24 protein-coding genes are annotated in these 21,740 nt (G+C 69.2%); 9 read left to right on the top strand and 15 right to left on the bottom strand.

The features are described from left to right. Positions 1-203 precede the first annotated feature (203 nt). Entirely contained in the window at positions 204-662 is a 459-nt protein-coding gene (locus IH50_RS0129335; protein WP_030868805.1) for a DUF3592 domain-containing protein, read from the top strand. Positions 663-686: 24 nt separating this feature from the next. Here IH50_RS0129335 and IH50_RS0129330 read toward each other — a convergent pair whose 3' ends face one another. The 3 genes from IH50_RS0129330 to IH50_RS0129320 all read right to left on the bottom strand — a co-directional run bounded on the left by IH50_RS0129330 (position 687) and on the right by IH50_RS0129320 (position 2,316). Beyond that, a complete protein-coding gene (locus IH50_RS0129330; RefSeq protein ID WP_030868802.1) occupies positions 687-1,523 on the bottom strand; it encodes an MBL fold metallo-hydrolase in 837 nt (278 codons plus the stop codon). 96 nt (positions 1,524-1,619) lie between these two features. Next, positions 1,620-1,811 (bottom strand): hypothetical protein, encoded by a 192-nt coding sequence (locus tag IH50_RS0129325; protein WP_030868800.1) that lies wholly within the window; start codon positions 1,809-1,811, stop codon positions 1,620-1,622. Positions 1,812-1,869: 58 nt separating this feature from the next. After that, entirely contained in the window at positions 1,870-2,316 is a 447-nt protein-coding gene (locus IH50_RS0129320; protein ID WP_030868799.1) for a MarR family winged helix-turn-helix transcriptional regulator, read from the bottom strand. A gap of 107 nt (positions 2,317-2,423) precedes the next feature. On the opposite strand from IH50_RS0129320, the gene IH50_RS0129315 reads away from it, so the two are divergent. Further along, the gene (locus IH50_RS0129315; protein WP_030868797.1) at positions 2,424-3,338 is read left to right on the top strand and encodes an alpha/beta hydrolase; all 915 of its coding nucleotides are present in this window, start codon (positions 2,424-2,426) and stop codon (positions 3,336-3,338) included. 112 nt (positions 3,339-3,450) lie between these two features. Here the strand turns inward: IH50_RS0129315 and IH50_RS0129310 are convergent, their stop codons facing one another. Together IH50_RS0129310 and IH50_RS0129305 are read right to left on the bottom strand one after the other, a co-directional pair. Beyond that, positions 3,451-3,945, bottom strand: coding sequence for a hypothetical protein (locus IH50_RS0129310; protein ID WP_030868795.1), 495 nt, complete (start codon positions 3,943-3,945; stop codon positions 3,451-3,453). A 111-nt stretch (positions 3,946-4,056) separates the two neighbouring features. Further along, positions 4,057-5,100, bottom strand: coding sequence for a YDG/SRA domain-containing protein (locus tag IH50_RS0129305; protein WP_158801320.1), 1,044 nt, complete (start codon positions 5,098-5,100; stop codon positions 4,057-4,059). Between the two features lie 171 nt (positions 5,101-5,271). On the opposite strand from IH50_RS0129305, the gene IH50_RS0129300 reads away from it, so the two are divergent. Further along, positions 5,272-8,418 carry a DUF3427 domain-containing protein gene (locus IH50_RS0129300; RefSeq protein WP_030868790.1) on the top strand — a complete coding sequence of 1,049 codons (3,147 nt, stop codon included), beginning with the start codon at positions 5,272-5,274 and terminating at the stop codon, positions 8,416-8,418. A 3-nt stretch (positions 8,419-8,421) separates the two neighbouring features. Here IH50_RS0129300 and IH50_RS0129295 read toward each other — a convergent pair whose 3' ends face one another. Beyond that, positions 8,422-9,141 (bottom strand): ATP-binding protein, encoded by a 720-nt coding sequence (locus IH50_RS0129295; protein ID WP_107062174.1) that lies wholly within the window; start codon positions 9,139-9,141, stop codon positions 8,422-8,424. A gap of 151 nt (positions 9,142-9,292) precedes the next feature. Here IH50_RS0129295 and IH50_RS0129290 point away from each other — a divergent pair, with 151 nt between their 5' ends. The 3 genes from IH50_RS0129290 to IH50_RS42790 all read left to right on the top strand — a co-directional run bounded on the left by IH50_RS0129290 (position 9,293) and on the right by IH50_RS42790 (position 10,583). Beyond that, entirely contained in the window at positions 9,293-10,138 is an 846-nt protein-coding gene (locus IH50_RS0129290) for a helix-turn-helix domain-containing protein (RefSeq protein ID WP_030868785.1), read from the top strand. Further along, the gene (locus IH50_RS0129285; protein ID WP_030868782.1) at positions 10,138-10,335 is read left to right on the top strand and encodes a DUF397 domain-containing protein; all 198 of its coding nucleotides are present in this window, start codon (positions 10,138-10,140) and stop codon (positions 10,333-10,335) included. Before IH50_RS0129290 ends, IH50_RS0129285 begins: the two co-directional genes overlap by 1 nt. A 107-nt stretch (positions 10,336-10,442) precedes the next feature. After that, on the top strand, positions 10,443-10,583 hold the full coding sequence (locus IH50_RS42790) for a hypothetical protein (RefSeq protein WP_234328256.1): 141 nt from the start codon (positions 10,443-10,445) through the stop codon (positions 10,581-10,583). 58 nt (positions 10,584-10,641) lie between these two features. Here the strand turns inward: IH50_RS42790 and IH50_RS41750 are convergent, their stop codons facing one another. Then, complete coding sequence (locus tag IH50_RS41750) at positions 10,642-11,475, bottom strand: phosphotransferase (protein WP_030868775.1); 834 nt, start codon at positions 11,473-11,475, stop codon at positions 10,642-10,644. 213 nt (positions 11,476-11,688) lie between these two features. Here IH50_RS41750 and IH50_RS0129270 point away from each other — a divergent pair, with 213 nt between their 5' ends. Continuing rightward, positions 11,689-12,066: a hypothetical protein gene (locus tag IH50_RS0129270; protein WP_030868772.1), complete on the top strand. Its 378-nt coding sequence runs from the start codon at positions 11,689-11,691 to the stop codon at positions 12,064-12,066. 308 nt (positions 12,067-12,374) lie between these two features. Here the strand turns inward: IH50_RS0129270 and haaN are convergent, their stop codons facing one another. The 7 genes from haaN to IH50_RS0129240 form a co-directional block, all read right to left on the bottom strand. Continuing rightward, positions 12,375-12,887 (bottom strand): cyclophane-containing RiPP N-acetyltransferase HaaN, encoded by a 513-nt coding sequence (gene haaN, locus IH50_RS0129265; RefSeq protein ID WP_324617156.1) that lies wholly within the window; start codon positions 12,885-12,887, stop codon positions 12,375-12,377. Beyond that, complete coding sequence (locus IH50_RS0129260) at positions 12,874-14,061, bottom strand: FxsB family cyclophane-forming radical SAM/SPASM peptide maturase (RefSeq protein WP_051767499.1); 1,188 nt, start codon at positions 14,059-14,061, stop codon at positions 12,874-12,876. Before IH50_RS0129260 ends, haaN begins: the two co-directional genes overlap by 14 nt. Next, entirely contained in the window at positions 14,058-14,258 is a 201-nt protein-coding gene (gene haaA, locus IH50_RS43360; RefSeq protein WP_078914132.1) for a HaaA family cyclophane-containing RiPP peptide, read from the bottom strand. The genes IH50_RS0129260 and haaA overlap by 4 nt, the downstream gene beginning before the upstream one ends. A gap of 111 nt (positions 14,259-14,369) precedes the next feature. Next, on the bottom strand, positions 14,370-17,150 hold the full coding sequence (gene haaT / locus IH50_RS0129255) for a cyclophane-containing RiPP biosynthesis TPR protein HaaT (protein ID WP_030868761.1): 2,781 nt from the start codon (positions 17,148-17,150) through the stop codon (positions 14,370-14,372). Between the two features lie 343 nt (positions 17,151-17,493). Beyond that, positions 17,494-17,994: a hypothetical protein gene (locus tag IH50_RS0129250; protein ID WP_234328255.1), complete on the bottom strand. Its 501-nt coding sequence runs from the start codon at positions 17,992-17,994 to the stop codon at positions 17,494-17,496. Positions 17,995-18,147: 153 nt separating this feature from the next. Continuing rightward, positions 18,148-18,525 carry a hypothetical protein gene (locus tag IH50_RS0129245; RefSeq protein ID WP_051767489.1) on the bottom strand — a complete coding sequence of 126 codons (378 nt, stop codon included), beginning with the start codon at positions 18,523-18,525 and terminating at the stop codon, positions 18,148-18,150. A 129-nt stretch (positions 18,526-18,654) separates the two neighbouring features. Then, on the bottom strand, positions 18,655-19,221 hold the full coding sequence (locus tag IH50_RS0129240) for a CGNR zinc finger domain-containing protein (RefSeq protein WP_030868754.1): 567 nt from the start codon (positions 19,219-19,221) through the stop codon (positions 18,655-18,657). Between the two features lie 85 nt (positions 19,222-19,306). On the opposite strand from IH50_RS0129240, the gene IH50_RS0129235 reads away from it, so the two are divergent. Then, complete coding sequence (locus IH50_RS0129235; protein ID WP_030868752.1) at positions 19,307-20,176, top strand: alpha/beta fold hydrolase; 870 nt, start codon at positions 19,307-19,309, stop codon at positions 20,174-20,176. A 150-nt stretch (positions 20,177-20,326) separates the two neighbouring features. Here the strand turns inward: IH50_RS0129235 and IH50_RS0129230 are convergent, their stop codons facing one another. Next, on the bottom strand, positions 20,327-20,704 hold the full coding sequence (locus tag IH50_RS0129230) for a MerR family transcriptional regulator (RefSeq protein ID WP_030868749.1): 378 nt from the start codon (positions 20,702-20,704) through the stop codon (positions 20,327-20,329). A 75-nt stretch (positions 20,705-20,779) separates the two neighbouring features. Here IH50_RS0129230 and IH50_RS0129225 point away from each other — a divergent pair, with 75 nt between their 5' ends. Then, complete coding sequence (locus tag IH50_RS0129225) at positions 20,780-21,508, top strand: SDR family oxidoreductase (RefSeq protein WP_030868747.1); 729 nt, start codon at positions 20,780-20,782, stop codon at positions 21,506-21,508. Positions 21,509-21,740: the final 232 nt, after the last annotated feature.

The following is a 21,740-nucleotide window of genomic DNA, read 5'->3' as shown; positions in this document are numbered from 1 at the left end:
TTCTCCATACGACACGCCGCCAGGCGGCCGTTCCGCCTGGAGAAACGGTCCAATCCTTCCCCGCACGGGCATGCCCCGGGCGCTCCCGGGGGTGTCGGCGGTGTCCCGCCGGAGCGGCCCCGCTCCCGGGGAGCGCCCGGGGAACCGCCGCACGACCGCATCCGTCTCCGTGAAGACCTGAAGTCGGCCCCGGGGGAGGCCACATGGACCAGCCATGGCTCACGATCATGCTCATCATGGCCGCCGGCGCGCTGGCCCTGGGCGTCGCGATCCTGCGCGACGCCCTGCGCCAGCGCCGGGCCCTGCACCGCCTCGGCGTCCGGGGCGTCCGCACCCGCGGCGAGGTCGCCCGCAGCGCCCGCCGCGAGGGCCCGGTCGTCCACCCCCCTCAGGTCCGCTACCAGGCCCCGCCCGTGAACAACCTCGACGCCCCGCCCACCCAGACCTACCGCCGCGCCCCCCTCAACCACGAGTCCCACCCCCTCCACGCCGGCATCCCGGTCGTGCTCCGCTACGACCCGAGGGACCCGCGCAGGGTGGTGGTCGTCCACACCAAGGACGGACGGCCGGGGAAGGTGTCGTACTCGGCGACCGCCAACATGACCTGGGGGATCTTCTTCGTGCTGTTCGGGATGGGCATGGGGGTGGCGGCGTTCCTCTAGCGACGGCGGCCGAGGGGCGTGCGGTCAGGCCGGCGCCCGGTCGCCGACGGTCACCCGCTCCCCCGGGGCGCACCGCACCAGGCGCGCCGCGTGGCCCCGGCGTCCCGCCTCCGCGAGGAAGTCCTCCAGCGGGGAGCGGAAGACCGTGTAGTCGCCGTGGTGCACGGGCAGCGCGCGTCGCGGGCGCAGCAGGTCGAGCAGGTCGGCGCCCTGCCCGGCGTCCATGGTGACCACCAGGCCGCCGGGCAGGGTCGTACCGCCCAGGTGCAGGACGGCCAGGTGGATGTCCGGGTACCGCACGGCGATCTCGCGCAGCCCGTCGTACATGAGGGTGTCGCCGGAGAGGTAGAGGACCAGCCGGACCTCCCCCGAGCGGTCGCCGAACTCCAGCATGCTGCCCATCACGGGCGGCAGCAGGACCCGCAGCGGGCCGGGCGCGTGGCGGCCGGGCAGCGAGGTGACGCGCACGGAGGAGTCCCCGTGCCGCAGGGTGCGGCTCTGCCAGGTGCGCAGCCCGGTGGCGTGGCGGAACCCGTACAGCCCCTTCAGCAGGCGGGCGGCGTGCGGGGTGGTGACGAACGGCAGGCCCCGGTCCAGCCCGCGCCGGGCCACCCGGTCGAAGTGGTCGCCGTGCAGGTGCGAGAGCACGACGGCGTCCAGGTCCTCGTGCGGGAGTTCCGCCACGTCGACGGCGGGCTCGGTCAGCCGGCGCGCGACCAGCCCGTAGCCGAGGTGGGCGAACTGCCCGCGGTGCAGGAAGTTCGGATCGGTCAGCAGCGTCAGCTCCCCGTAGCGGATCAGCAGGGTGGCGTTGCCGATGAACAGGATCTCCGCGGTGCCCTCGGGCGGATGCTGCCGCACGGCCGGCTCCCTCCGTCGTACGTGGGTCCCGTGGGAGCCGGGTGAGCGGCGGGGCCGGTTCTACACCTCCGGGCGCGTACGGTCCTCCGGGCCCGGTCAGTCGCCCGCGCGCAGCACCAGCCGCACGATCCCCTTGACTCCTCGCCAGAGCCAGCCGAACAGTCCCGCCGCCGAAGCGAGGTCGGCGGCGTCCGCGGCGGGCTCCGTCCAGTCCCTCCCCGAGCGGCACCGGGAGCAGGAACGGGGCCAACTGCGCTTGTGCGCACCGCACTTCTTGCATATCGCCATGCCCTCATTCTCCCCTGCCGCCGCACCCCCTTCCGCAACGTGGCCGGCCTCGCGCCCCTCAGCCCGGCTGTCCGTGGGAGCCCGCCTCGAGGGCCGCGCGCAGGGTGGCCAGGGTCGAGGCGACGCGGGCCAGGTCGTCAGGGGGAACCGCCCCGGTCAGCGAGGCGAGCGCGCTCTCGACGACGGGGCGGGAAGCGGCCAGCCGCTCCTCGCCCTCGGGCGTGAGACGGAGGACGGACGAGCGACGGTCCTGGGGGTGCGCGACCCGCAGGCACCAGCCCGCCGCCACCAGCCGGTCGACCGCCTTGCTGACGGCCCCCACGGTGATCGCCAGCTCGCCGACGATGTCGAGCACGCGGCACCCCGGCACGCGGTCGATGACCTCCAGGAACTCGAACTGCCCGAGCCCCAGGCCCCGTTCGGCGCGCAGCCGGGCGTTCACCGCGTTGTAGAGCCGGGTCTCGACACGGACGAGATCGACAAAGACAGAAGTGACGTGTCCCACACCAGCCTCCAATGGATTCCTGGGAATCATCTTCCACGGAATCCGGTTGGGACCGGACAGATGGATTCCCAGGAATCCATCCTCGCATCCGACCCGTGGAGGCCCGCATGTCCCGACAGCAGCGCAAGGCCCTGGACGCCGTACTCCGTTCCGCCCCTCGCGGCGAGACCCGGCCCACCCCCGAGGAGCAGCGCGACGATTTCGACGCGGCGCTCACCCGCCCCGCGCCGGAGGACGTGGTCACCCGCGAGACCGTCCTGGGCGGGCGGCCGGCCCTGGAACTGGAACCGGCCGAAGCCTCCGGCCGCGGCCGGCTGCTCTACCTGCACGGCGGCGGCTACGTCGTCGGCTCACCGGACACCCACGCGGGCCTGGTCGGCGAACTGGCCCGCCGTGCCGGGCTGCGAGCGCTGTCGGTGGACTACCGGCTGGCGCCCGAGCACCCCTTCCCCGCGGCCGTCGACGACGGGCTCGCCGCCTACCGCGCACTGCTGGCGGCGGGCACCGACCCGCGGGACCTCGTCATGGCCGGCGACTCCGCCGGCGGCGGCCTGACCCTCGCCACCCTGCTCGCGGCCCGGGAGGCCGGACTGCCGCAGCCGGCCGCCGTGGCCGTCTTCTCCCCCTGGACCGACCTCACCCTCTCCGGAGAGAGCATCCGCTCCAAGGAGGACGCCGACCCCCTCTTCACCGAGGCCGGCATACGCGCCTACGCCGATCTCTACGTCGGCACGGGCGACCGGACGCACCCCCTGGCCAGCCCGCTCTTCGCCGACCTCATCGGACTGCCCCCGCTCCTCGTCCAGGTCGGGGCGAACGAGGTCCTGCTCGACGACGCGGTCCGGCTGGCCGGCCGCGCGGGCGCCGCCGACGTCGAGGTCACCCTCGAGATCGGCCCCGGCCTCCCCCACGTCTTCCAGCACCACTACGGCCACCTCGACGAGGCGGACGCCGCCCTCGACCGAGCCGCCCACTTCCTCACCACCCACCTGGGCGCCGACCGCCCCGAACCGGTCCACTGACGCCGGTCCCGACGGCCTCAGCACGGATGTCGGCGGCACCACCGCCGACATCACGCGTCCCGTCCCTGTATCCGTGCAGCCCCTGTCCCCATGGGACCGACAGCGCAGGACCTCAGTCCCCGAGATCATCCAGGGCCGACCGCGCCGCCGCGGTGAACTCGCCGATGCGTTCGGAGAGCCGGGCCACCTCGACGGCATGACGCTCCACGAAGTGGACGTTGCCGTCCGGGGCGTTCGCCGACGCGTCACGGAAGGCGAGCAGGGTCGTCTGCGTCGACTTGAGCGTGGTGTAGACGCTCCGGGCGGCCTGCTCCACCGCCTCCGGCCCCTCGACGGCAAGGTTGGCCCACGCGGCCTGCGCGAGCGCCAGCTGCCCTTGCGCCTGCTGCAGCCTGCGATCGACCTCTTCGGTATCCCGTTCGCCCACGAACGCACGACCGGCCATCTTCAGAGCGTGCTGGCACTCGGTCGCCGGAGCGAGGAAGGCACTGTAGGCGTCCCGACGCACTTGTCTCCGCCAGTGCGCATGCTCGGCCCTCGCCTGAGCCTGCACCTGCTGCCGCGCCGACCACCCGGTGATCGCCGACGCGAGGACGGTCCCGGCCACACCGACCGTCGCTCCTAGCAACGCCGCTAATCCTTGATCCACGAAGGGTGTGTCTACCGCACTCGTCATCTCATGGCCATGCCGTTGCCTTCTGAGGCGGACGCCCATAGTTCATGGCTCCTGATCGGAAGCCCTCTGCTCCCAGTACTTTCGGTGATAACGGAAGTACTCCGGGTGGACCCGGTGGCTCTCCCTAACGGTGAGTTTCGGCAGGAGCCTCGCGCCTGCAAGATCTGATCGCACGATGACGGACCAGTCTTCATCCACTGCGATCGCTCCGATGTCGAGTCGCACGTGGCAGTTGGGGCAGAGGCACAGGATGTTGGGCTCGACGTCGGGGCCGTAATGCGGCCTCCCCAGAGGCCGTATGTGGGCGCCCTGGCTGTACGGACTACCGTCCGGGCCCGTCAGACGCAGGCCACACAGTTGGCACTCCCCGTCATAGAGTTGCTTGATCCGTTGCACGGCAGCCGTGTCCCTGATCAAGCGGCGCACTTGCATGCTGCGCGAACGCGGGAACTTCTCCACGTCCCACTGCTCGCCAGGAGACTCCTCGCCTTCCTGCTGCCCGTCTCCTTGCTCACCTCGCTCATGGTCGAGCTCTTCCAATACGTCGATGACATGCCGTTCGACCGGTGCCTGCACCTGCTCCTGGTCACGCAAGCGCCTCAGGTCAAACTGGCAGATTTCAATCGGCGAACCGTCGGGAGCCGGGTACTTAGAGATCGCCGTGCGCACCTCCGTGATCTCGTACAGGCCGTCATACCTGTAGGAGTCGAAGGGCGAATACCGCGGGTCTCCCTCGTAGCCTCGAATCACACGGATGGGATAGCCGCGCTCATAGCTGAGCAGGAGCGCAGCATTGTCCGGGTAGGACCACGACTGGCTGCGGAGAAGCCTTCCGGTGGATTCGTCTTTGTCCTTCCCCTCCGAAGCCCCCGTGTATCGGATCCACTCCCAGTGGTCCTCGTCGTCCATATAGCCGCCGTGCAGGACGATCGCATCCCCGACCTTGCTGCCATCCTTGTCGAGCAACCAAGAGATGCCCTTTTGGTTCGTTTGGTGCAGCTTTGCGTGCTGCACGTTTCTTCGTCGGTGGAAGACCATGCCCACGGGCACGCCCTCTACATGTCCGATGACGCGTTCGATTCTCACCCATCCATATTGGATCGAAGGTGATCATTTCTTGCCGAACTCCTCGCTAGCACAGCCGAGTTGTGACCACGCAGCGAACAGCTTCGGCCAACCTCACCCTGGATTGTCAGAGCGCTCTGTTACACATGAGTCGAGTTGTCCGGCGTGATCGAAGGAGTCCGTGTGTCTGAGATGGAGGATCTGTCCCAACCTGCCGCGGGCCTGTATGAGCAACTGATCACGCTCCGTTTCGAACAGAAGCTTCAGCAGCTCTCCCAACTTGGCTGGCATCCGATGAGCGAAGCCGTGGGTTCGGAGTCGGTCCCTCACGTACTTGCGCGACACGTCTCACACACCGTGCGCCACGTTCTACAGAACTTGCCGGCCGAGGAGCGCGTGCACGCGGCCAACCACATCCTGGAGTCCATCGGCACGCTGAAGGGCGCCCAAGAATGGGTGGACCTCGTCGCAGATGGCCCTCAGCAGCTCCTAGCGATCACGCGGCAGGAGGCGCCAGGAGTCTTCGCCGTACGCCCCGGCATCCCGCTCTCAGATACCGCGCTCCTGACCAACTCACCCGAGGACCCCAGCCTCGGATTCGAACTGCGCGCAGAGCTCGCTACGGCCGACCGCGTAGATCTCCTATGCGCCTTCGTCAAGTGGCACGGACTGCGGGTCATCGAGCGGTCCTTGCGGGCAGCTCATGAGCGAGGTGTACCGATAAGGGTCTTGACCACGACGTACATCGGCGCCACTGAGCGGCGAGCGCTGGACCGCTTGGTCGAAGAATTCGAAGCCGAGGTCAAGGTCAACTACGAGACCCGCTCAACACGGCTCCACGCCAAGGCTTGGCTGTTCCGACGGGACAGCGGCTACGACACCGCGTACGTCGGTAGCTCAAATCTGTCGAAGGCCGCTCTCCTCGATGGTCTGGAGTGGAACGTTCGCTTGTCCTCCGTAGCCACGCCCGATGTGATGCGGAAGTTTGAAGCAACGTTCGAGTCGTACTGGAACGACCCGTCCTTCGAGGCATACGACCCTCACACTGATGGCGAGCGTCTGCAAGAAGCGCTGGCAGTGGCTGGCGGTGCGCCATCAGTAGACCGCCCCATCACACTGTCCGGCCTTGAGGTACGGCCGTATCCCTACCAGCGGGACATGCTCGAGCGCCTCCATGTCGAGCGTGAGGTACACGACCGACACCGGAACCTCTTGGTAGCGGCAACCGGCACGGGCAAGACCATCATGGCTGCACTTGATTACAAGCGGCTCCGCGAGAGACACAAGCGCGATTTGCGCCTGCTGTTCGTAGCTCACCGCAAGGAGATCCTGCAGCAGTCATTGCGGACCTATCAGGAAATTCTGTTCGATGCGAACTTCGGAGAGTCCCTGCACAGCGGTGAGATCCCGGAGCGCTGGACACACGTCTTCGCGAGCGTTCAATCGCTCAACGCACGGACACTTGATCGTCTCGCCCCCGATCACTTCGACGTCATCGTGATCGACGAGTTCCACCACGGAACCTCACCGACTTACCGGAAGATCATCGATCACTTCCGGCCGATGGAGCTGCTGGGCCTGACTGCCACGCCAGAGCGCATGGACGGCAAGAACATTCAGGACGAGTTCTTCGATGGCCGTATCGCCGCAGAGATGCGGCTGTGGGAAGCCCTGGATAACAAGCTCTTGTGCCCCTTCCACTACTTCGGCATCAGTGACACCACTGACTTGAGCGATGTGGAGTGGAAGCGCGGATCGTACGACGTGAGCTCGCTCAGCAACGTCCTGACGGGCAACAAGGTCCGCGCTGGCCTCGTCATCAAAGCCGTCAAGGAGAAGGTGGCAGACCCACACCGCATGCGTGCCTTGGGGTTCTGCGTCTCCGTCGCTCATGCGCACTTCATGGCGGAGTCCTTCCGCTCGGCTGGCTTCAACGCCGTCGCGGTGTCCGGGGAGACGCCGGCCGATCAGCGCCGGCAAGCGCTCGCGGACTTGAGGTCTGGGACGCTCCAGGTGGTCTTCTCGGTCGACCTCTTCAACGAAGGCGTCGACGTCCCGGACGTGGACACCCTGCTCCTCCTCCGTCCGACCTCGAGCGCGACTGTGTTCCTTCAGCAACTCGGCCGTGGACTACGGCGCTCCGAGAACAAGGCCGTGTTGACCGTGCTGGACTTCATCGGCCAGCACCGTAAGGAGTTCCGCTTCGAGAACCAGTTCCGGGCCCTCACGAACCTGACGCGCAAGCGACTGCTGGACCACATCGAGCATGACTTCCCGAAGCTCCCCTCAGGCTGCGAGATCGTGCTGGAGGAGAAGGCGAAGCACACCATCATCGCCAACATCAAGGACCAACTCAGCGTCAACGTGACCACGCTGGCCCGTGAAGTCGCCGACTACGGCGAGCTCCTCCTCGGCCGCTACCTGGAGGAAAGCGGCCGAGACATCAAGGAGGTATACCGAGGGACCGGAAACTCCTGGACCGGGCTGCTCCGCCGCTCCGGCCTGATGGACCTTGAGGCACCTGGAGGAGAGGACGCCCTCCTCAGGCGCATGCCGGCGTTTCTGCATGTCGACGACCCTCTGCGGGTGAAGAGATACACCAGCATGCTCGAAGACGATGCCGTCTCCTACAGCGACCTCGATGAGCAGGGGAAGGCATACGCCCGCATGCTGTTCTTCCAGCTATGGCCGCTGGGCGGTGTCACCAGGAAAGGCTTCGCAAGCTACGACGCAGGGTTTGCCATGCTCCGAAAGCAGCAGGCCTTCCGTAGCGAGCTGCGCCAAGTCCTGGCGTACAACCTGGCCCACACTGAACACGCACCCATCCCCCTCCTCGGCGTGACCGGCGACCGGGGTATCCCGCTGACCGTGCACGCCTCCTACAGCCGAGAAGAGATCCTCCCTGCGCTCAGACAGGCAGACATCGGAGGGTTCATGCCCGGCGACTTCCGTGAGGGCGTGAGGTGGTGCGAGTCGATTGCGACGGACGCGCTCTTCATCACCCTGGAGAAGGACGAGAAGGACTTTTCTCCTCAGACCCGCTACCACGACTTCGCGCTGAGCGAGACGCAGTTCCATTGGGAGTCCCAGAACCAGACCTCCGAAACATCCCCGACCGGGCTGAGATACCAACATCACGCCACCCAGGGCAGCCAGGTACTGCTCTTCGTCCGCCGCTACAAGACCACCGACATAAACGGTGCTCAGCCATGGATGCTTCTGGGACCTGCCGAGTACCAGAGTCACGAGGGCAGCAAGCCGATGGCCATCACCTGGAAGTTGAAGCATGAGATCCCGGCGGATGTGCTGTCGTACGCCAAGGCGGTAGCGGCGGGCTGACCGTCAGCGGGAGGCGCGGGTCGCCTCCCGCTCGGCCTCGAAGTGCGCCTGTGCGCGGTCCAGGATCTCGTCCGTGTCATGGCCGTACGTCTGGAGCCAGTGCAGCAGGTCGGCGATGACGTCGATGGCGGCTACTTCTGCCGCCATCGCGCCCAGTCGACTACGCCGGGAAGTGCTGAACAGCTCACCGTCACCGTAGGAGCTGAGAACCTTGGCGGCTCTTGTGACGCGCACACCAGCATGCCCATCGGGTGCGGCGGGAGTGGTGGGAGTGGCGACAAGCTCACACCACGTCACCTTGCTGTTGTCGTACAGTTCGACGCCCCAGCGTTCCGTCAGAGCATCGACCAGCGCCATACCTCGTCCGCCTTCCGCGTCGTCACTCGCCTCTACGAGCGTGGGAAGTGCACGAGCGTCCGGGTCTCGTAGTTCGATGCGGAGGCGGGCTCCCCTCAGGGAGACAGTGAGGTTGACGGGGGTGCCGCAACCGACGTGCGTGATCACGTTGGACACGAGCTCGCTGACACACAGTTGAGCCGAGTCGCTGAGCTCTTGCAGCCCCCAGTCGCTCAACCGGGCCCGCGTAAGGCCACGCAGGACTGAAACTTCCTTTGGCTCGGCAAGGAACGGGATCCCCCAAGACGCTAGGGGGATGTTGGCGAATTCGTCCACGGTTCTACTCCTGCCTGGGACACGATGGTCACGCCTTGCAAGGTGACCCATACTGAGAGTTGCACTGGAACTCTCAAAATGGAACTCTCATTAGCGACCTACTGGAGCGCGCTATTGCCGTACGCGCCCCCGGCGCACACCGTCTGACTGCTCTTGCCAGCGGGCGGACATGACCATTCGACAAATAAGAAGGGCTTGAGACATGGCAGTTGGACCCACCACCCGGAGGCGTCAACTGGGCGCCGACCTGCGTCGACTCCGTGAACTGAAAGGGCTAACGCTGGAGGAGGCGGGAGCCCGAGTCGGTATCTCGAAGGCAACTCTCAGCCGATACGAGACCAAGGAGGGCACGGTCAAGTGGCCAGCCGTCGACGCCCTGTGCCGTGAGTACGGAGCGACAGACGAGGAACGCCTTGCACTGGTCGAACTAGCCAAGGGCGCCAAGATCCAGGGATGGTGGCGGTCCCTCGCCGACCCCATCCCCGAGTCCATGAACCTCATGCTCACTCTCGAAGACGAGGTCGTACGCGAGGACCACTACGCCTGCATGTACATCCCCGGCCTGCTCCAAACCCGCGCGTACGCCGAAGCCGTACACCGAGCTTCAGAGGTGCGGTGTGAGGAGCGCGAGGTCCAACACATGGTCGACATCCGCATGAAGCGCCAGGAGTTGTTGGACCGCCAAGAGCCACCACGCATCTGGGCCGTGATCGACGAGGCAGCGCTGCGGCGGCAGGTAGGCGGCCCGGAAGTCATGCGGAAGCAACTACAACACCTGCTCGCCTTGGCTGAACGCCCGCACATCAACGTGCAGGTCCTACCTTTTGACCGAGGCGCTCACGCAGCGGCCGTCGGTAGCTTCGCCTTCCTACGTGGACAGGCTCCCGAGCTGGACGTTGTGTACGTGGATCTCCTCGGCGGTGGGTTGTTCATGGAGAAGCCGGAGGAACTGGAGCGTTATAAGTTGGCGTTCGAATACCTCAGCGCACAGGCACTCGACTTTGAGTCCTCCACCGATCTCATCGACCGGATCAGCAAGGAGTCCTGATGACAGCACTGCCACAGCCCACCTGGTTCAAGTCCTCCTACAGCGGCGGCAGCGGCACCGAGTGCGTGGAATGCGCCTTCGTCGACGACGGCACGCTCATACGCGACTCCAAGAACGTGGAAGGCCCTGTGATCGCAGTAGGCCACGACGCCTGGGCATCCTTCGTGCAGACGATCTGGGGAAGTAAAAGCCGTTGAGGACCATCGGCGACATCCGGGCCGCTCTGCAGTCCGGGCACGGCTTCCCCGGTGACCGGGAAACCTTTGAAGTGGATCTCCAACGTGCGTTGGAGGCCTCCTCGGAGGTGGACCTCGATGCAGTCGCCGCGATGATCGTCGACTACCGGGGGCGGATCCGCCTCTGCCAGGACCCGGACTTCGGCATCGCCGTACAGGAGGGCCTCGTCCTGGCGGCACAGCTGAAGCAGAAGAATCCACGCGCGTGAGCGGTGTGATGGCGGCCGTCACCGTGCGGGGGTGAACGACGTGCTCGGGTCAGCCCAGTCAGCAACGGCCAAGGGCGGTGCGTACGTTGTCGAGGCCCTCGACTCGCCAGTGGGATCGGTCGGGCATCTGGTCGGCTGCGCGCCAGCGCCAGGCTGAGAACATCGCCCAGTTCAGGGCGCGGCAGCGGTGGACCAGGGTCTGGTCGGCTCCCGGGTAGTGGGTCGCCACTTCTTCGGGCGCGTGGGCCAGGTCGAACTCGATCGGGCCGCGGCAGCACGTGGCGAGGTCCACGAAGAGGGGGCCTCGCCTTGTGTTCAGGAGATTGCCCGGGTGGGGTTCGCCGTGCAGCAGCTGGTCGGCGACCGTGTCGGAGCTGATGGCGGCGCTCAGGTCGGTGAGGGTGTCGCTGAGGAGTGTGCGGTCGGGGTCGGGCAGGTCGGGGGACTGCTCGCGGTCGTTCACCGCTCTCAGTGCCGCGGTGACCCGGTCGGTGAAGTGCGGTGCGTCCAGACGGGTGCGGCGCAGGGCGGCGTGGTGCCGTAGGAACGCGGCCGCGTAGGCGGCCGGCGCGATCTCCGGTCCCATGGGTTCGTAGTAGGTCCACAGGGAGATGGCGAAGGTGTCGCGTACGTGGACCCTCGGGGCGACGCGGGGGTCGAGTTCGGCCACCGGAGCGCCGGTGCCGGTGAGGCGGCGGGCGACCTCCACCTCGAACTCGGAGTCGGCCAGATGTCCCGGGGGTGCGACCCGGGCCAGGGCGTCGCAAGGGAGCAGGCGCAGTGCGACGCGGTCCGAGTTGTGGATGACGACCACGTCGTCGACCGCGAGGCCCAGGTCCGACGCCGTAGCCCGTGCCGCCTCGACGGCTCGGCGGAGTTCCAGCGGTTCCATGCGGTCCCCCTCGTGAGCCCTCTCGCGTTTCCGCGGGAGATCTTCCTCCGGCCCGGCGAGCCCCGGCAACGCCTTTTGGGCCGACCGGGCGCCTGGGGCACCGCATGCGGTGTGTGGACGGGCAGGGCGGTGCCGTGACCGGGAGGGTCCCGCGTTTCCGGAAAAGGGGCCGTAGGACGGACTTCGCCGCGGACGGACTGGTATGACTGGCACATGCATGAAGAGACCGCGCAGGCCGCGATCGACACGTTCCTCTCCGCGTTCAACGCCTCGGACGACAGCTATGTGACGGGGCTGCTCTCCCAGGCGCTGACCTCGGACGTCGTCTTCTGGGGGCCGTTGGGACGCAGTGAGGGGATCGAGGCGGTCGAGCGGTTCGTGCTGGACATCCGGCGGCACCCGGCGGGAACCGGCACGATGGTGCGCTGCTCGGCGGTGGACATGCCGGACGAGTGGGCCCGGTACCAGTGGGTCTTCACCACTCCGGACGGTGGCCCCCGCCTGGCGGGAACGGACGTCGTCCATCTGAGGCGGAGCCTCATCGACCAGGTCATCGTCTTCGCGGGAGAGATCGGGCCCTCCGCGTCCTGAGCCGTCCTCGGCCCGGTCCGCTCCTGTCCGCAAGGGCGGCCCTCGGCCGCACTGATCGCCGGCGGCGCCCGGGCGTCTGCTCCGCCATGCGCTCCGCGTCCTCCGGAACCCAGGGAAACGGCACGTCGGGCCACCGTGCGGAGGCCCACGCGTCGGCGCCGCCAACCTGGCGGCACGGCTGAAGCAGGAGGATCCACGCGCGTGAGCGGTGTGATGGCGGCCGTCACCATGCGGGCTGCCCGGTGAGCGAGGGGTGTAGGAGAGGCGGCGCCGGCTGACGGAGCCCGCGAAGAGCAGGAACGGTCGCGTCACACCGCCCCGGCGTCCACCCGGTACACGATCTTCCCGTCGAACTCGGTGAAGCCCAGCGTCCGGTAGAAGGCGCGGGCGTGGGGATTGTCCCGGTCCGTCATCCACTCGACCCGGCTGCACCCGGGCCGGGCCGCCGCCAGGGCGCGGAGTTCGTTCATGAGGCGGGAGCCGACGCCCTGGCGGCGGAGCGTGTCACGGACGTAGAGCTCCTTCAGGAACAGTGAGTGGGAGGAGCCCGCGGCCGGCCAGAGGAAGGAGTAGGCGGCGAGGCCGGCCAGTTCACCGGCCGCGTCCTCCACCACCAGTGCGGACGCGAGGGGTGGCGAGCCGAACAGCGCCTCCTCCACCTGTGTCCGGCGTTCCTCCAGCGGCTGGATGTCGGTGGATCCGTAGAACCGCTCGATCTCCTCGATCAGTTCGGCCAAGGCCTCGACGTCCCGCTTGTCGGCGGGGCGGATCGTCACGGTCATCGACAGCTCCTGTTCCTCGGTCTCTTCATTCGCCCGCATCCACGGATGGTTCCGGCACGGTGGCACGGTCCGGGCTCAGGTGCCAGCCATGGTGCCGCAGGGAGCCCTGGACATGGCGGATGAGGTACTCGAGGTCCGCGCAGTAGACCGACGGGTTGCGGTAGCCGCGGGCCGTGCTGAAGCGGTGCGGGAGGTAGCCGCCGCCGCACACCTCCAGCAGTGGGCACGCCCGGCACTTCTCGGCGAGCGTGGCCGTTCCGGTCCTGCGGTGTGCGAGCTTCGGGTGCCGGCGTACCGCGTCGAAGGAGTGCCGGTGCACGTCGGCGTCGAGCCGGGAGGCGCCTTCCTCGACGGACCTCAGGGTGTCGACGTCCTCGATGGTTCCGTCGGACTCGATGACGATGCTCGCCGACGGGGCCAGTCCGAGGGTCTCCACCGAGCTCCGCACCCCGGAGCTCAGGGCCACGATGTCCTCCAGCATCCGGACGCTGTGCCGGTTCCCGTCACCGGCCAGCCAGGCGTCGTACACGCGGCTCATCCAGATCCCGTACTCGGGCAGGCCCGGATCGTTGCGGTGCGGCGGTTCGTCGTGGGTGGCGTGCGGCAGGTTGAAGTCGATCACCGGAGGTTCGAAGGAGGCCAGGTGGTCATGGACCTCGCCCGGTTCGTTGGCCAGGTCGACGACGGCCAGCAGGCCCGCGAACAGGTGCGGGCGGGAGCGCAGCAGCTCAATGCCGCGTACGGCGGACGAGGCGCTCGAACGCTGTGAACGCGTCAGCCGGTGGCGGTCGTTGGCGGCCTGCGGCCCGTCCAGGCTGACGCCCACGACGACCCCGTACTCCTCGAAGAGATCGAGCCACTCCTCCGTGATCAGTGTCCCGTTGGTCTGGAGCTCGAAGTGAACCGTCGTGGCGGTGGGGATGCCCTCCCGTACGGCGGCGAGCAGGGCGGCCGTATGGCGGGGGCCGGCCAGTAAGGGTTCGCCGCCGTGCAGGACCACGTGCACGGCGGACAGGCCGTGCGCTGCGGCGTGTTCGCCGATCCGGTGGGCGGCGGACCGGGCCACGGCCGTGCTCATCCGGGCGGGCAGGTGCCGCCATGCCTGGTCGGCGGAGTTGAAGACGTAGCAGTAGTCGCAGTCGATGTTGCAGCGGTTGGCGACCTTGAGGATGAAGGCCGTGAAAGGCGCGGCGTCCTCGCTGTGAGCCTTCAAGCGGGTGTGCTCGCAGCGGGCCACGGCCGGGTGAGGGAGGCGGCGTGGCCGCTGTCGCCCGTCCGTGCGGCTGCGGCGGACCGCTCCGTTTCGAGCCGCTGCCGCACACGGGACTCGACACGGGCCAGAACGGCACTTCCCCGCGTGGGGTCGCCGTCCGGTGAGGTCGCGGCGTGCGGGGCGGACGCTGGCGGCATACTGCGCTCCTCGTGGCGTGACCACCGGTGGGTGGCGAAGGGCGGTATCAGCTCGAAAGGTAGCAGCGGCGGGGATGTCCGGGGCACGGGGAATCCGGCCATGGTTCCCGGTCAGCCCGTTTGCGCGGCGAGCAGCGCCTGTACGGTGTCGGCCGCGGTGTCCGCGCCCAGGCGCCGGAAGATCTCCAGTGCCTGGCGCAGTGATTCCGCGGCACGCGCGGGGCCCTCGGTCATGCGGTCGCAGCGGCCCACGCCTTCCAGCGCCCGCCCTTCCTCGAGGGGACAGCGGACCTCCCTGGCCAGGCGTAAGGCGTCCGTGTAGTGGCTGCGGGCGGCCGTCGGGTCGCCGGAGGCGCGCAGCAGGTCTCCGTAGTGGTTCAGGACCTGGGCCTCACCGCAGCGGTCACCGAGGGCGCGCAGGATCACAAGGCTCTGCCCGAACGCCGTGGCGGCGCCTTCTTCCTCTCCTGCCAGCGCGCGTGCTGCCCCCAGTTCTCCCAGGGTGACTGCCTCTCCGCCGCGGCTGCCGAGTTCGCGGTAGGTGTCCAGTGCCCGTTCGAGCAGGGTGACGGCCTCGGCCGCCCGGCCCTCCATCCGGTCGAGTGTCCCGAGGTGGCGGACGCTGTTCGCCTGGCCGAAGCGTTCTCCGAGCTCCGTGTAGTGCTCCAAAGCCCGGGCGTGCATCAGGCGTGCCTGGGCGAAGTCGCCGGTGAGCCGGTGCACGACACCGAGTTCGTTGAGGGCGTAGGCCTGGTGGACGCGGTCGTCGAGGGAGCGGTAGATCTCCAGCGCCTCGTGCTGGCAGCGCGCCGCCGCCGCGTAGTCGCCCATCAGGCCGTGCACGATGCCGAGGTCGCGCAGCGAGTTGGCTTCTCCGTAGCGGTCGCCCAGCTCGCGGTAGAGCGTCAGGGCTTCACTCTGTGCTTCCACGGCCGCGTCGAAGCGGCTGCTCTGCCGGCGCACCATACCGAGGTCGGCGAGGGCGTTCGCCTGACCGAGCCGGTCACCGGCCTCCCGGTAGAGGCTGAGGGACTCGGTCTGCGCCTCGGCCGCCGCCTCGTTGTCGGCGATCATGTACCGGACGATGCCGAGCTGGTTGAGGGCTTCGGCCTTGCCGCGTTTCTCGCCCACCGCCTCGTACTCGGTGATCGCCTGCTCCAGGGCTTCGATCGCTTCGGGGTAGGCGGCCATGAAGCGCCGGATGACGCCCGACTCGGTGAGCGCCGCCGCCAGTGCACGGCGGTCGCCGGTCTGCCGGGCGGCCTCCACTGCCGTTCGGTGGAGGCCGACGGCCTGGTCCCACGGTCCGGCCTGCCGCAGGAACGGTGCCATGGCCGCGGCCATGCGGACCACCAGTCCGTGCAGCCCCAGCCCGTTCGCACGGCGGATGCAGGCCAGGACATTGGCCCGCTCGTCCTCCAGCCAGCCCAGCGCCTCGGAGCGGGACGTCAGAGGCGGCGTCTCCAGGCGGGCACCGCCGTCGGGGACCGTGGGTGCGGGGGCGCCGCCCCGCAGGATGTGCCGGTTGGCCGCGGCGAGGGCGGTCAGGTAGTAGGTCCCCACACGCCGCACTGCCTCGGTGTGTTCCATGGTGCCTTCCTCGTCGGCGAGAGCGCGGGCGTAGTCGCGCAGCAGATCGTGCAGCCGGTGACGGTTTCCGGGGTGTTCGTCGATCAGGTGGGCGTCGTACAGGGCATCGAGGTGCTCCCGCGCGGCGCTCACCGGGACCGCCGCGAGGGCCGCCCCCGTAGGGGCGTCGAGGTCGGTTCCGGGATAGCAGCCGAGGCAGCGGAAGAAGTGCTGCCGTCCCGGTTCCAGATCCCGGTACGACAGCTCGAAGGTGGCCGCGATGCCACGTTCCCCGGCCCTGAACTCGCCCAGCCGGTCACCGGCGGCCACCAGCCGTGAGCGCAGGTCCCGCACGCTCCACGACGGGTGGTGACGCAGTCGCGCCGCGAGCAGCGAGATGCCGAGGGGGAGGTGTCCGCACTGCGCGGCCAGCTCCTGGATCACCCCGCGGTCGAGTGATTCCGGCGGCCGGCCGCTGAGCCGTACGAAGAGGTCGACCGCGTGGTCCGGCGGCAGGGCGTCCACCGACACGACCACTTCCTCGTACGCCGCCAGCCGCTTCCGGCTGGTCACCAGGACGAGACAGTCACGGCCTCCCGGGAGCAGCGGTTCCAGCTGGCGGTAGCTGACCGCATTGTCCAGGATGAGCAGTGCTTTCCTTCCGGCTAGGCGGCTGCGCCACATCGCGGCCCGTGCCTCGGCGACCGCGCCCTCGTCGTCGCCCACGGGGATCTGCTGCGACGGCACGCCGGTCGCCGCCAGCAGCGAGGCCAGGGCTTCGGTGGCCTGCACCGGAGCGCGGCCTGTCGTGTGCCCGTTGAGGTTCACGAAGAGCTGCCCGTCCGGGAAGCGCTCGGACAGCACGTGCCCCGCGTGGACGGCGAAGGTCGTCTTGCCGACGCCGGGCATCCCGTCGATCACGTGGACGGGCAGGGCGGTGCCGTTGTCCTGGGACTCCCGCACGGATCGCACCAGTGCGTCCAGTTCGGCACCGCGGTCGGTGAAGGCCGCCGTGTCACGCGGTAAGGAGCGCAGGACCAGGGCTGCTCCCGGGGGCTGTGTTCCGTCGTCCGGTCCCGGTGAGGGAGCGCGTGGTGCTCCTGTGGGTGTGCCGGTCTCCGAGAGGGCCGCCAGGAGCACGGACAACCCGACCATGGCAGCGCCGAGTACGACGAACGACAGCCAGGCGTGCTCCTGCAGCCATCCGAGCCAGCCCGGCCACTGCGACTCGGACACCGCGTTGGTCACGAGCCCCACGAGCATCGTCGTCACGGCACCGCCGGCGGCGACGACGGCGATCACCGCCCCGCGCCGCGCCCTCATCCGCGGGCCGTCCACGCGTCCGCGCCCGGCCCGGACAGCTTTGCGATCACCTGTTTCCCCCGATTTCCAGCGCCCAACTGGCCCAGCGCATCAGGCAATACGGAGACGGGTCAAGGTCGCCATCGCGCCATGCTGCTGGAAGCGTCCCGGCCGGGTCAGGACATCACCCGCAGGGGGGTCAGCCTGGCCGTGCGTTCGAGGAATCGATGTCCGTGGGATGCAGCTTCACACAGCCGCTGGACCTGTGCTCCTGGCCCGTCCCGGCACAGGCCGGGAACACCCGGCCGGCTCTGCGAAACGGACGTCGTCCATCCGAGGCGGAGCCTCAACGGCGCCCCGGCACCTACTCCACCATGCGCTCCGCGTCCTCCGGCACCCAGGGAAACGGCACGTCGGGCCATCGTGCGGAGACCCACGCGTCGGTGTCGACGGCGAGGACGGCGTCGATGAAGGCCCGGGGCGGGCGGTAGGCGTGGGCGGTGACGTAGTGCGTGATGAGGTACGGGGCGGCGTAGGCGAGGCCGGGGGTGGCCGGGATGCGCAGCTCGCCGTTGCCCTCCGGGGGCGGCTCGTCCCCCGGCGGGCACAGGTCGCACTCGTGCACGCCCAGGCAGACGTTCATCCACTGGACCCGCTGGACGGCCTCCAGCTTCTCCACGAACGCCTCGGGGACCGGGCCCGTCGCGTACGGCTTGCCGGCCTCCAGCCAGCCGACGTTCAGGCGGGTGTACGCGGGGCGGTACCAGAGTCCGTAGAAGCCCGACTCCAGGTCCGTGAAGGTGTCGTCGTCCAGGTAGTCGTACGCGCTGAGGTCCTCGTAGAACACCCGCACATCGTCGCCCATGCCTTCGCTCGGCCCGGCCCCCTTCGCGGTGGAGCCCCGCCACTGGTCCTGGCTGTCAGCGGTGGGGGCTCTCCCCGGAGGCGTCCCCAGCCGTGGGCCGGGGACACTCGTCCCGCTCCGGTGCCGCCGGAAACGACGCCTCGCTCGGGGTGGTCACCAGCAGGGGCTGCCGTCGTCCTCGCGCCAGGCGATGTCCGTGACGTACATGGGCATCGTGAAGTAGCTGCCGTGGCCGCTGGAGACGCACGAGGTCTGGGGCCCCTGGTCCTCGTGGCCGACGATGACGTACGTCATCGCGACGTCCTGGGACGTCCGGTTGTAGAAGATGTGGCCGAGAGCGCTGCCGGACCATTCGTCGTCGGTCACCAGCGACGGCTCCATGTCCGTGTCGCCGTACCAGTACTCGGGCCAGACGCAGAACGTGCCCGTCTCGCAGTTCCCGGTGGACCACGCCGACGCGCTGGGCGCGGATGCCATGACACCGAGGAAGGCCGCGGGTATCGCGGCGAGGGCGAGGGACTTCAGACGCATGAAGGACTCCGATCTCAGAACGTCACTGCATGCTCACAACAATCATGTTGAAACGTCAAGCATCGCTTTTCGGCCTCCCCGGCCGGTTCGGAGCCGCCTCGACGTGATCCCGCCGGCCGGCACGGGGCGTCAGGTGGTGCGGTGGCGCTGGTAGTGGCGGGCGACGCGGACGCGGTTGCCGCAACGGGCGGCCGAGCACCAGCGGCGACGGGGGTGGGCGGGCAGGAACAGCAGGGAGCAGTCCTCGGCCGCGCAGGAGCGGACCGTGGTGATCGCCGGGTCGGTGAGCAGGTCGGCGGCGGCTTCGGCCAGCCAGGCCGCCAGCCGCGCGGCGGTCGGGCCGGTGCGGCGGGGGGTGGCGGTGACGGCCGTGCCGTTCCAGTCCAGTGCGCGGACGGCGGGCGCGGCGCCCTGGGCTCGGGTGAGCGCGTCCAGCGCTTCCGGTGGGGGCTGTTCGCCGGCGCGGGCACGGTCGAGCGCGCGGGCCGTGTGCGCGCGGATCTCCCGTACGGCCTTCAGGTCGGCGTCGGTGAGTCCGGCGGTGGCGAACTCCCGCGCTTCGGGGGACCGGCCGGCCTGCAGGAGCAGCCAGGCGCGCAGGGCGTCCGGGCCGGTCAGCAGGTCGCCGACGGACGGATGGGTGTTGACCAGGTCCAGGGCCAGGGGCTCCCCGGTCAGGGGGACGGGACCACTCATGCTCCTAATGGTACCGGCAACGCTTGACACGTTAGCCAGTCGGACGATACTTCTAATGCATCGTCAGCGAGAGAAGGGGTTAGTCATGGTTCGCTTACCGGTGGCCCGCATCGTTCACCGTCATCTCGAGGTCGACGGCGTCCGCGTCTTCTACCGCGAGTCGGTTCCCGAGCGTCCGGACGCCCCCGTGCTTCTGCTGCTGCACGGCTTCCCGTCGGCCTCGCACCAGTTCCGCCGGCTGATCGACGTCCTCGGCTCCCACTACCGCCTGGTCGCCCCCGACTACCCCGGCTTCGGTCACACCCGGGTCCCGCACGGCTTCGTCCACACCTTCGACCGTCTCGCCGACATCACCGAAGGCTTCGTACGGCGGCTCGGCCTGACCCGCTTCACCATGTACATGTTCGACTTCGGTGCCCCGGTCGGCTTCCGCCTCGCCGAGCGGCTTCCCGAGCGGATCGCCGGCCTGGTCGTGCAGAACGGCAACGCCTACCAGGAAGGCCTGTCGGACGCGGCCCGCGACTTCATCGCACTGCGCCCCGAGACCCCCGGTGCCGAGAAGACCGTCCGCGACCTGCTCACCCTGCCCGGCACCCGCGGCCAGTACGAGACCGGGGTCCCCGGCCCGGAGCTGCTGGCCCCCGACGGCTGGACCCTCGACCAGCACTTCCTGGACCTCCCCGGCCGCAAGGACGCTCAAGTGGCGCTGGCCTTCGACTACCGGTCCAACCTCGAACGCTACGACCGGTGGCAGTCCTGGCTGCGCACGCACACCCCGCCCGCCCTCATCACCTGGGGCGTCGGTGACCCGTTCTTCACCGAGGCCGGCGCCCGGGCCTATCTGCGCGACCTCCCCGACGCCGAGCTCCACCTGTTCGACACCGGCCACTTCGCCCTGGAAACGCACCTGCCCGAGATCGCCCCGCTGATCGCCGGCTTCCTCGACCGCACCTGAAGCACCGGCGCTCCCCACCGGGGGTGAGGGCCCGGAGCGACCCCCGCACAGCCGACCGGGCCCGGGGCCGGACCGGTTCGCTCCTCACCGCCCACCGGAGCGTGCGGCGCCTTCCCGTCCCGACGTGGGGACGGACCTCGACGCGGTCGCCTACGGGTGCGTGTCCGTGATCGCGATGACCTCGTCGAGGCGGTCCAGGGCCGCCTGCAGCTCGTCGACCTTGGCCTGGATGCGGTCGCGCTCGGCGCGCAGCATGGCGCGCTGGTCGGCGTCGGTGTGCCCGGAGTCCCAGCACGGAAGGAGTTCCGCGATCCTCCGGCTGGTCAGGCCGGCGGCGAACATCTGCTGGAAGAAGTGCACCAGGGTGACGGCGTCCTGCCGGTAGAGGCGCTGGCCGGACGGGCTGCGCTCCGAGAAGAGCAGCCCCTGCTGCTCGTAGTAGCGCACGGCGCGTGTCGAGACACCGGCGGCCCGCGCCACCTCGCCGATGCGGACGAGCCGACCGGCCGCGCTCTCCGTGACGGTCATGGTGACGCCCCTCACCCCGGTTCTGACGGCCGGCACTTGCCTTTGACGTTGACGTCAACTTTTAGCGTACCGGGCATGGACATCAACAACTCAGTCGCCCTTGTCACCGGAGCCAATCGCGGCCTGGGCCGCGCCTTCGCCCAGCGCCTGCTCGCACGGGGCGCCCGCAAGGTCTACGCGACGGCCCGCCGGCCGGAGTCCGTGGACCTGCCCGGGGTCGAGGTGCTGCCCCTCGACATCACCGATCCCGCGTCCGTGCGGGCCGCCGCCGAGGCGGCCCCGGACGTCTCACTGCTCGTCAACAACGCGGGGATCAGTACGGGGACCGACCTGGTGACCGGTTCGCCGGACGCGGTACGGCGCGAGATGGAGACCAACGTGTTCGGTCACCTGGAAATGGTCCGGGAGTTCGCGCCGGTGCTCGCCGGGAACGGCGGGGGCACGATCGTCAACGTCCTCTCCGCCATGTCGTGGTTCGGGGGCAGGGGCGCGGGCGCCTACCACCTGACCAAGGCCGCCGCGTGGGCCATGACCAACGGCGTCCGCCTGGAGCTCGCCGAGCAGGGCACGCTCGTCACGGCGGTGCACCTCGGCCTGGCCGACACCGACATGGCGGCGGGCTGGCCCGTGGCCAAGATCGCGCCGTCGGACCTGGCCGACGCGGCGCTCGACGGTGTCGAGGCGGGCTCCGCCGAGGTCCTCGCCGACCAGTGGAGCCGGGACGTCAAGTCGCGGCTGCCGCTGGCGCCGGAGGAGTTCAACGCCGCGATGGAGCGCGCCCTGGCGGCGCTGACGGCGGCCTGAGGGGTCCCTCGGGCCGCGCGGATTCCGGGATCGTGCCGGGGAGTTCGCGGTCGTTCGCCGTCACCGAGGCCGTCGTGATGCCGGAGGTCCCGGTCTCGGCTCCGGCTCCGGCTCCGGCGGGGGTGCCCGCGAGGGCGGGCGGGGTGAGGGCCAGGGCCGTCATCACCGTCCACGCCGTGAGGAGGTCGCGCAGGGGGCCCTTGTTCGCGTTCACGTGCCTGCCTCGTTCCTC

Source organism: Streptomyces sp. NRRL S-37 (genome assembly GCF_000721605.1).
Taxonomy (GTDB): Bacteria; Actinomycetota; Actinomycetes; order Streptomycetales; family Streptomycetaceae; genus Streptomyces.
The sequence above is the reverse complement of the archived record's forward strand: the minus strand, read 5'-3'. Positions and strand labels throughout refer to the sequence as shown.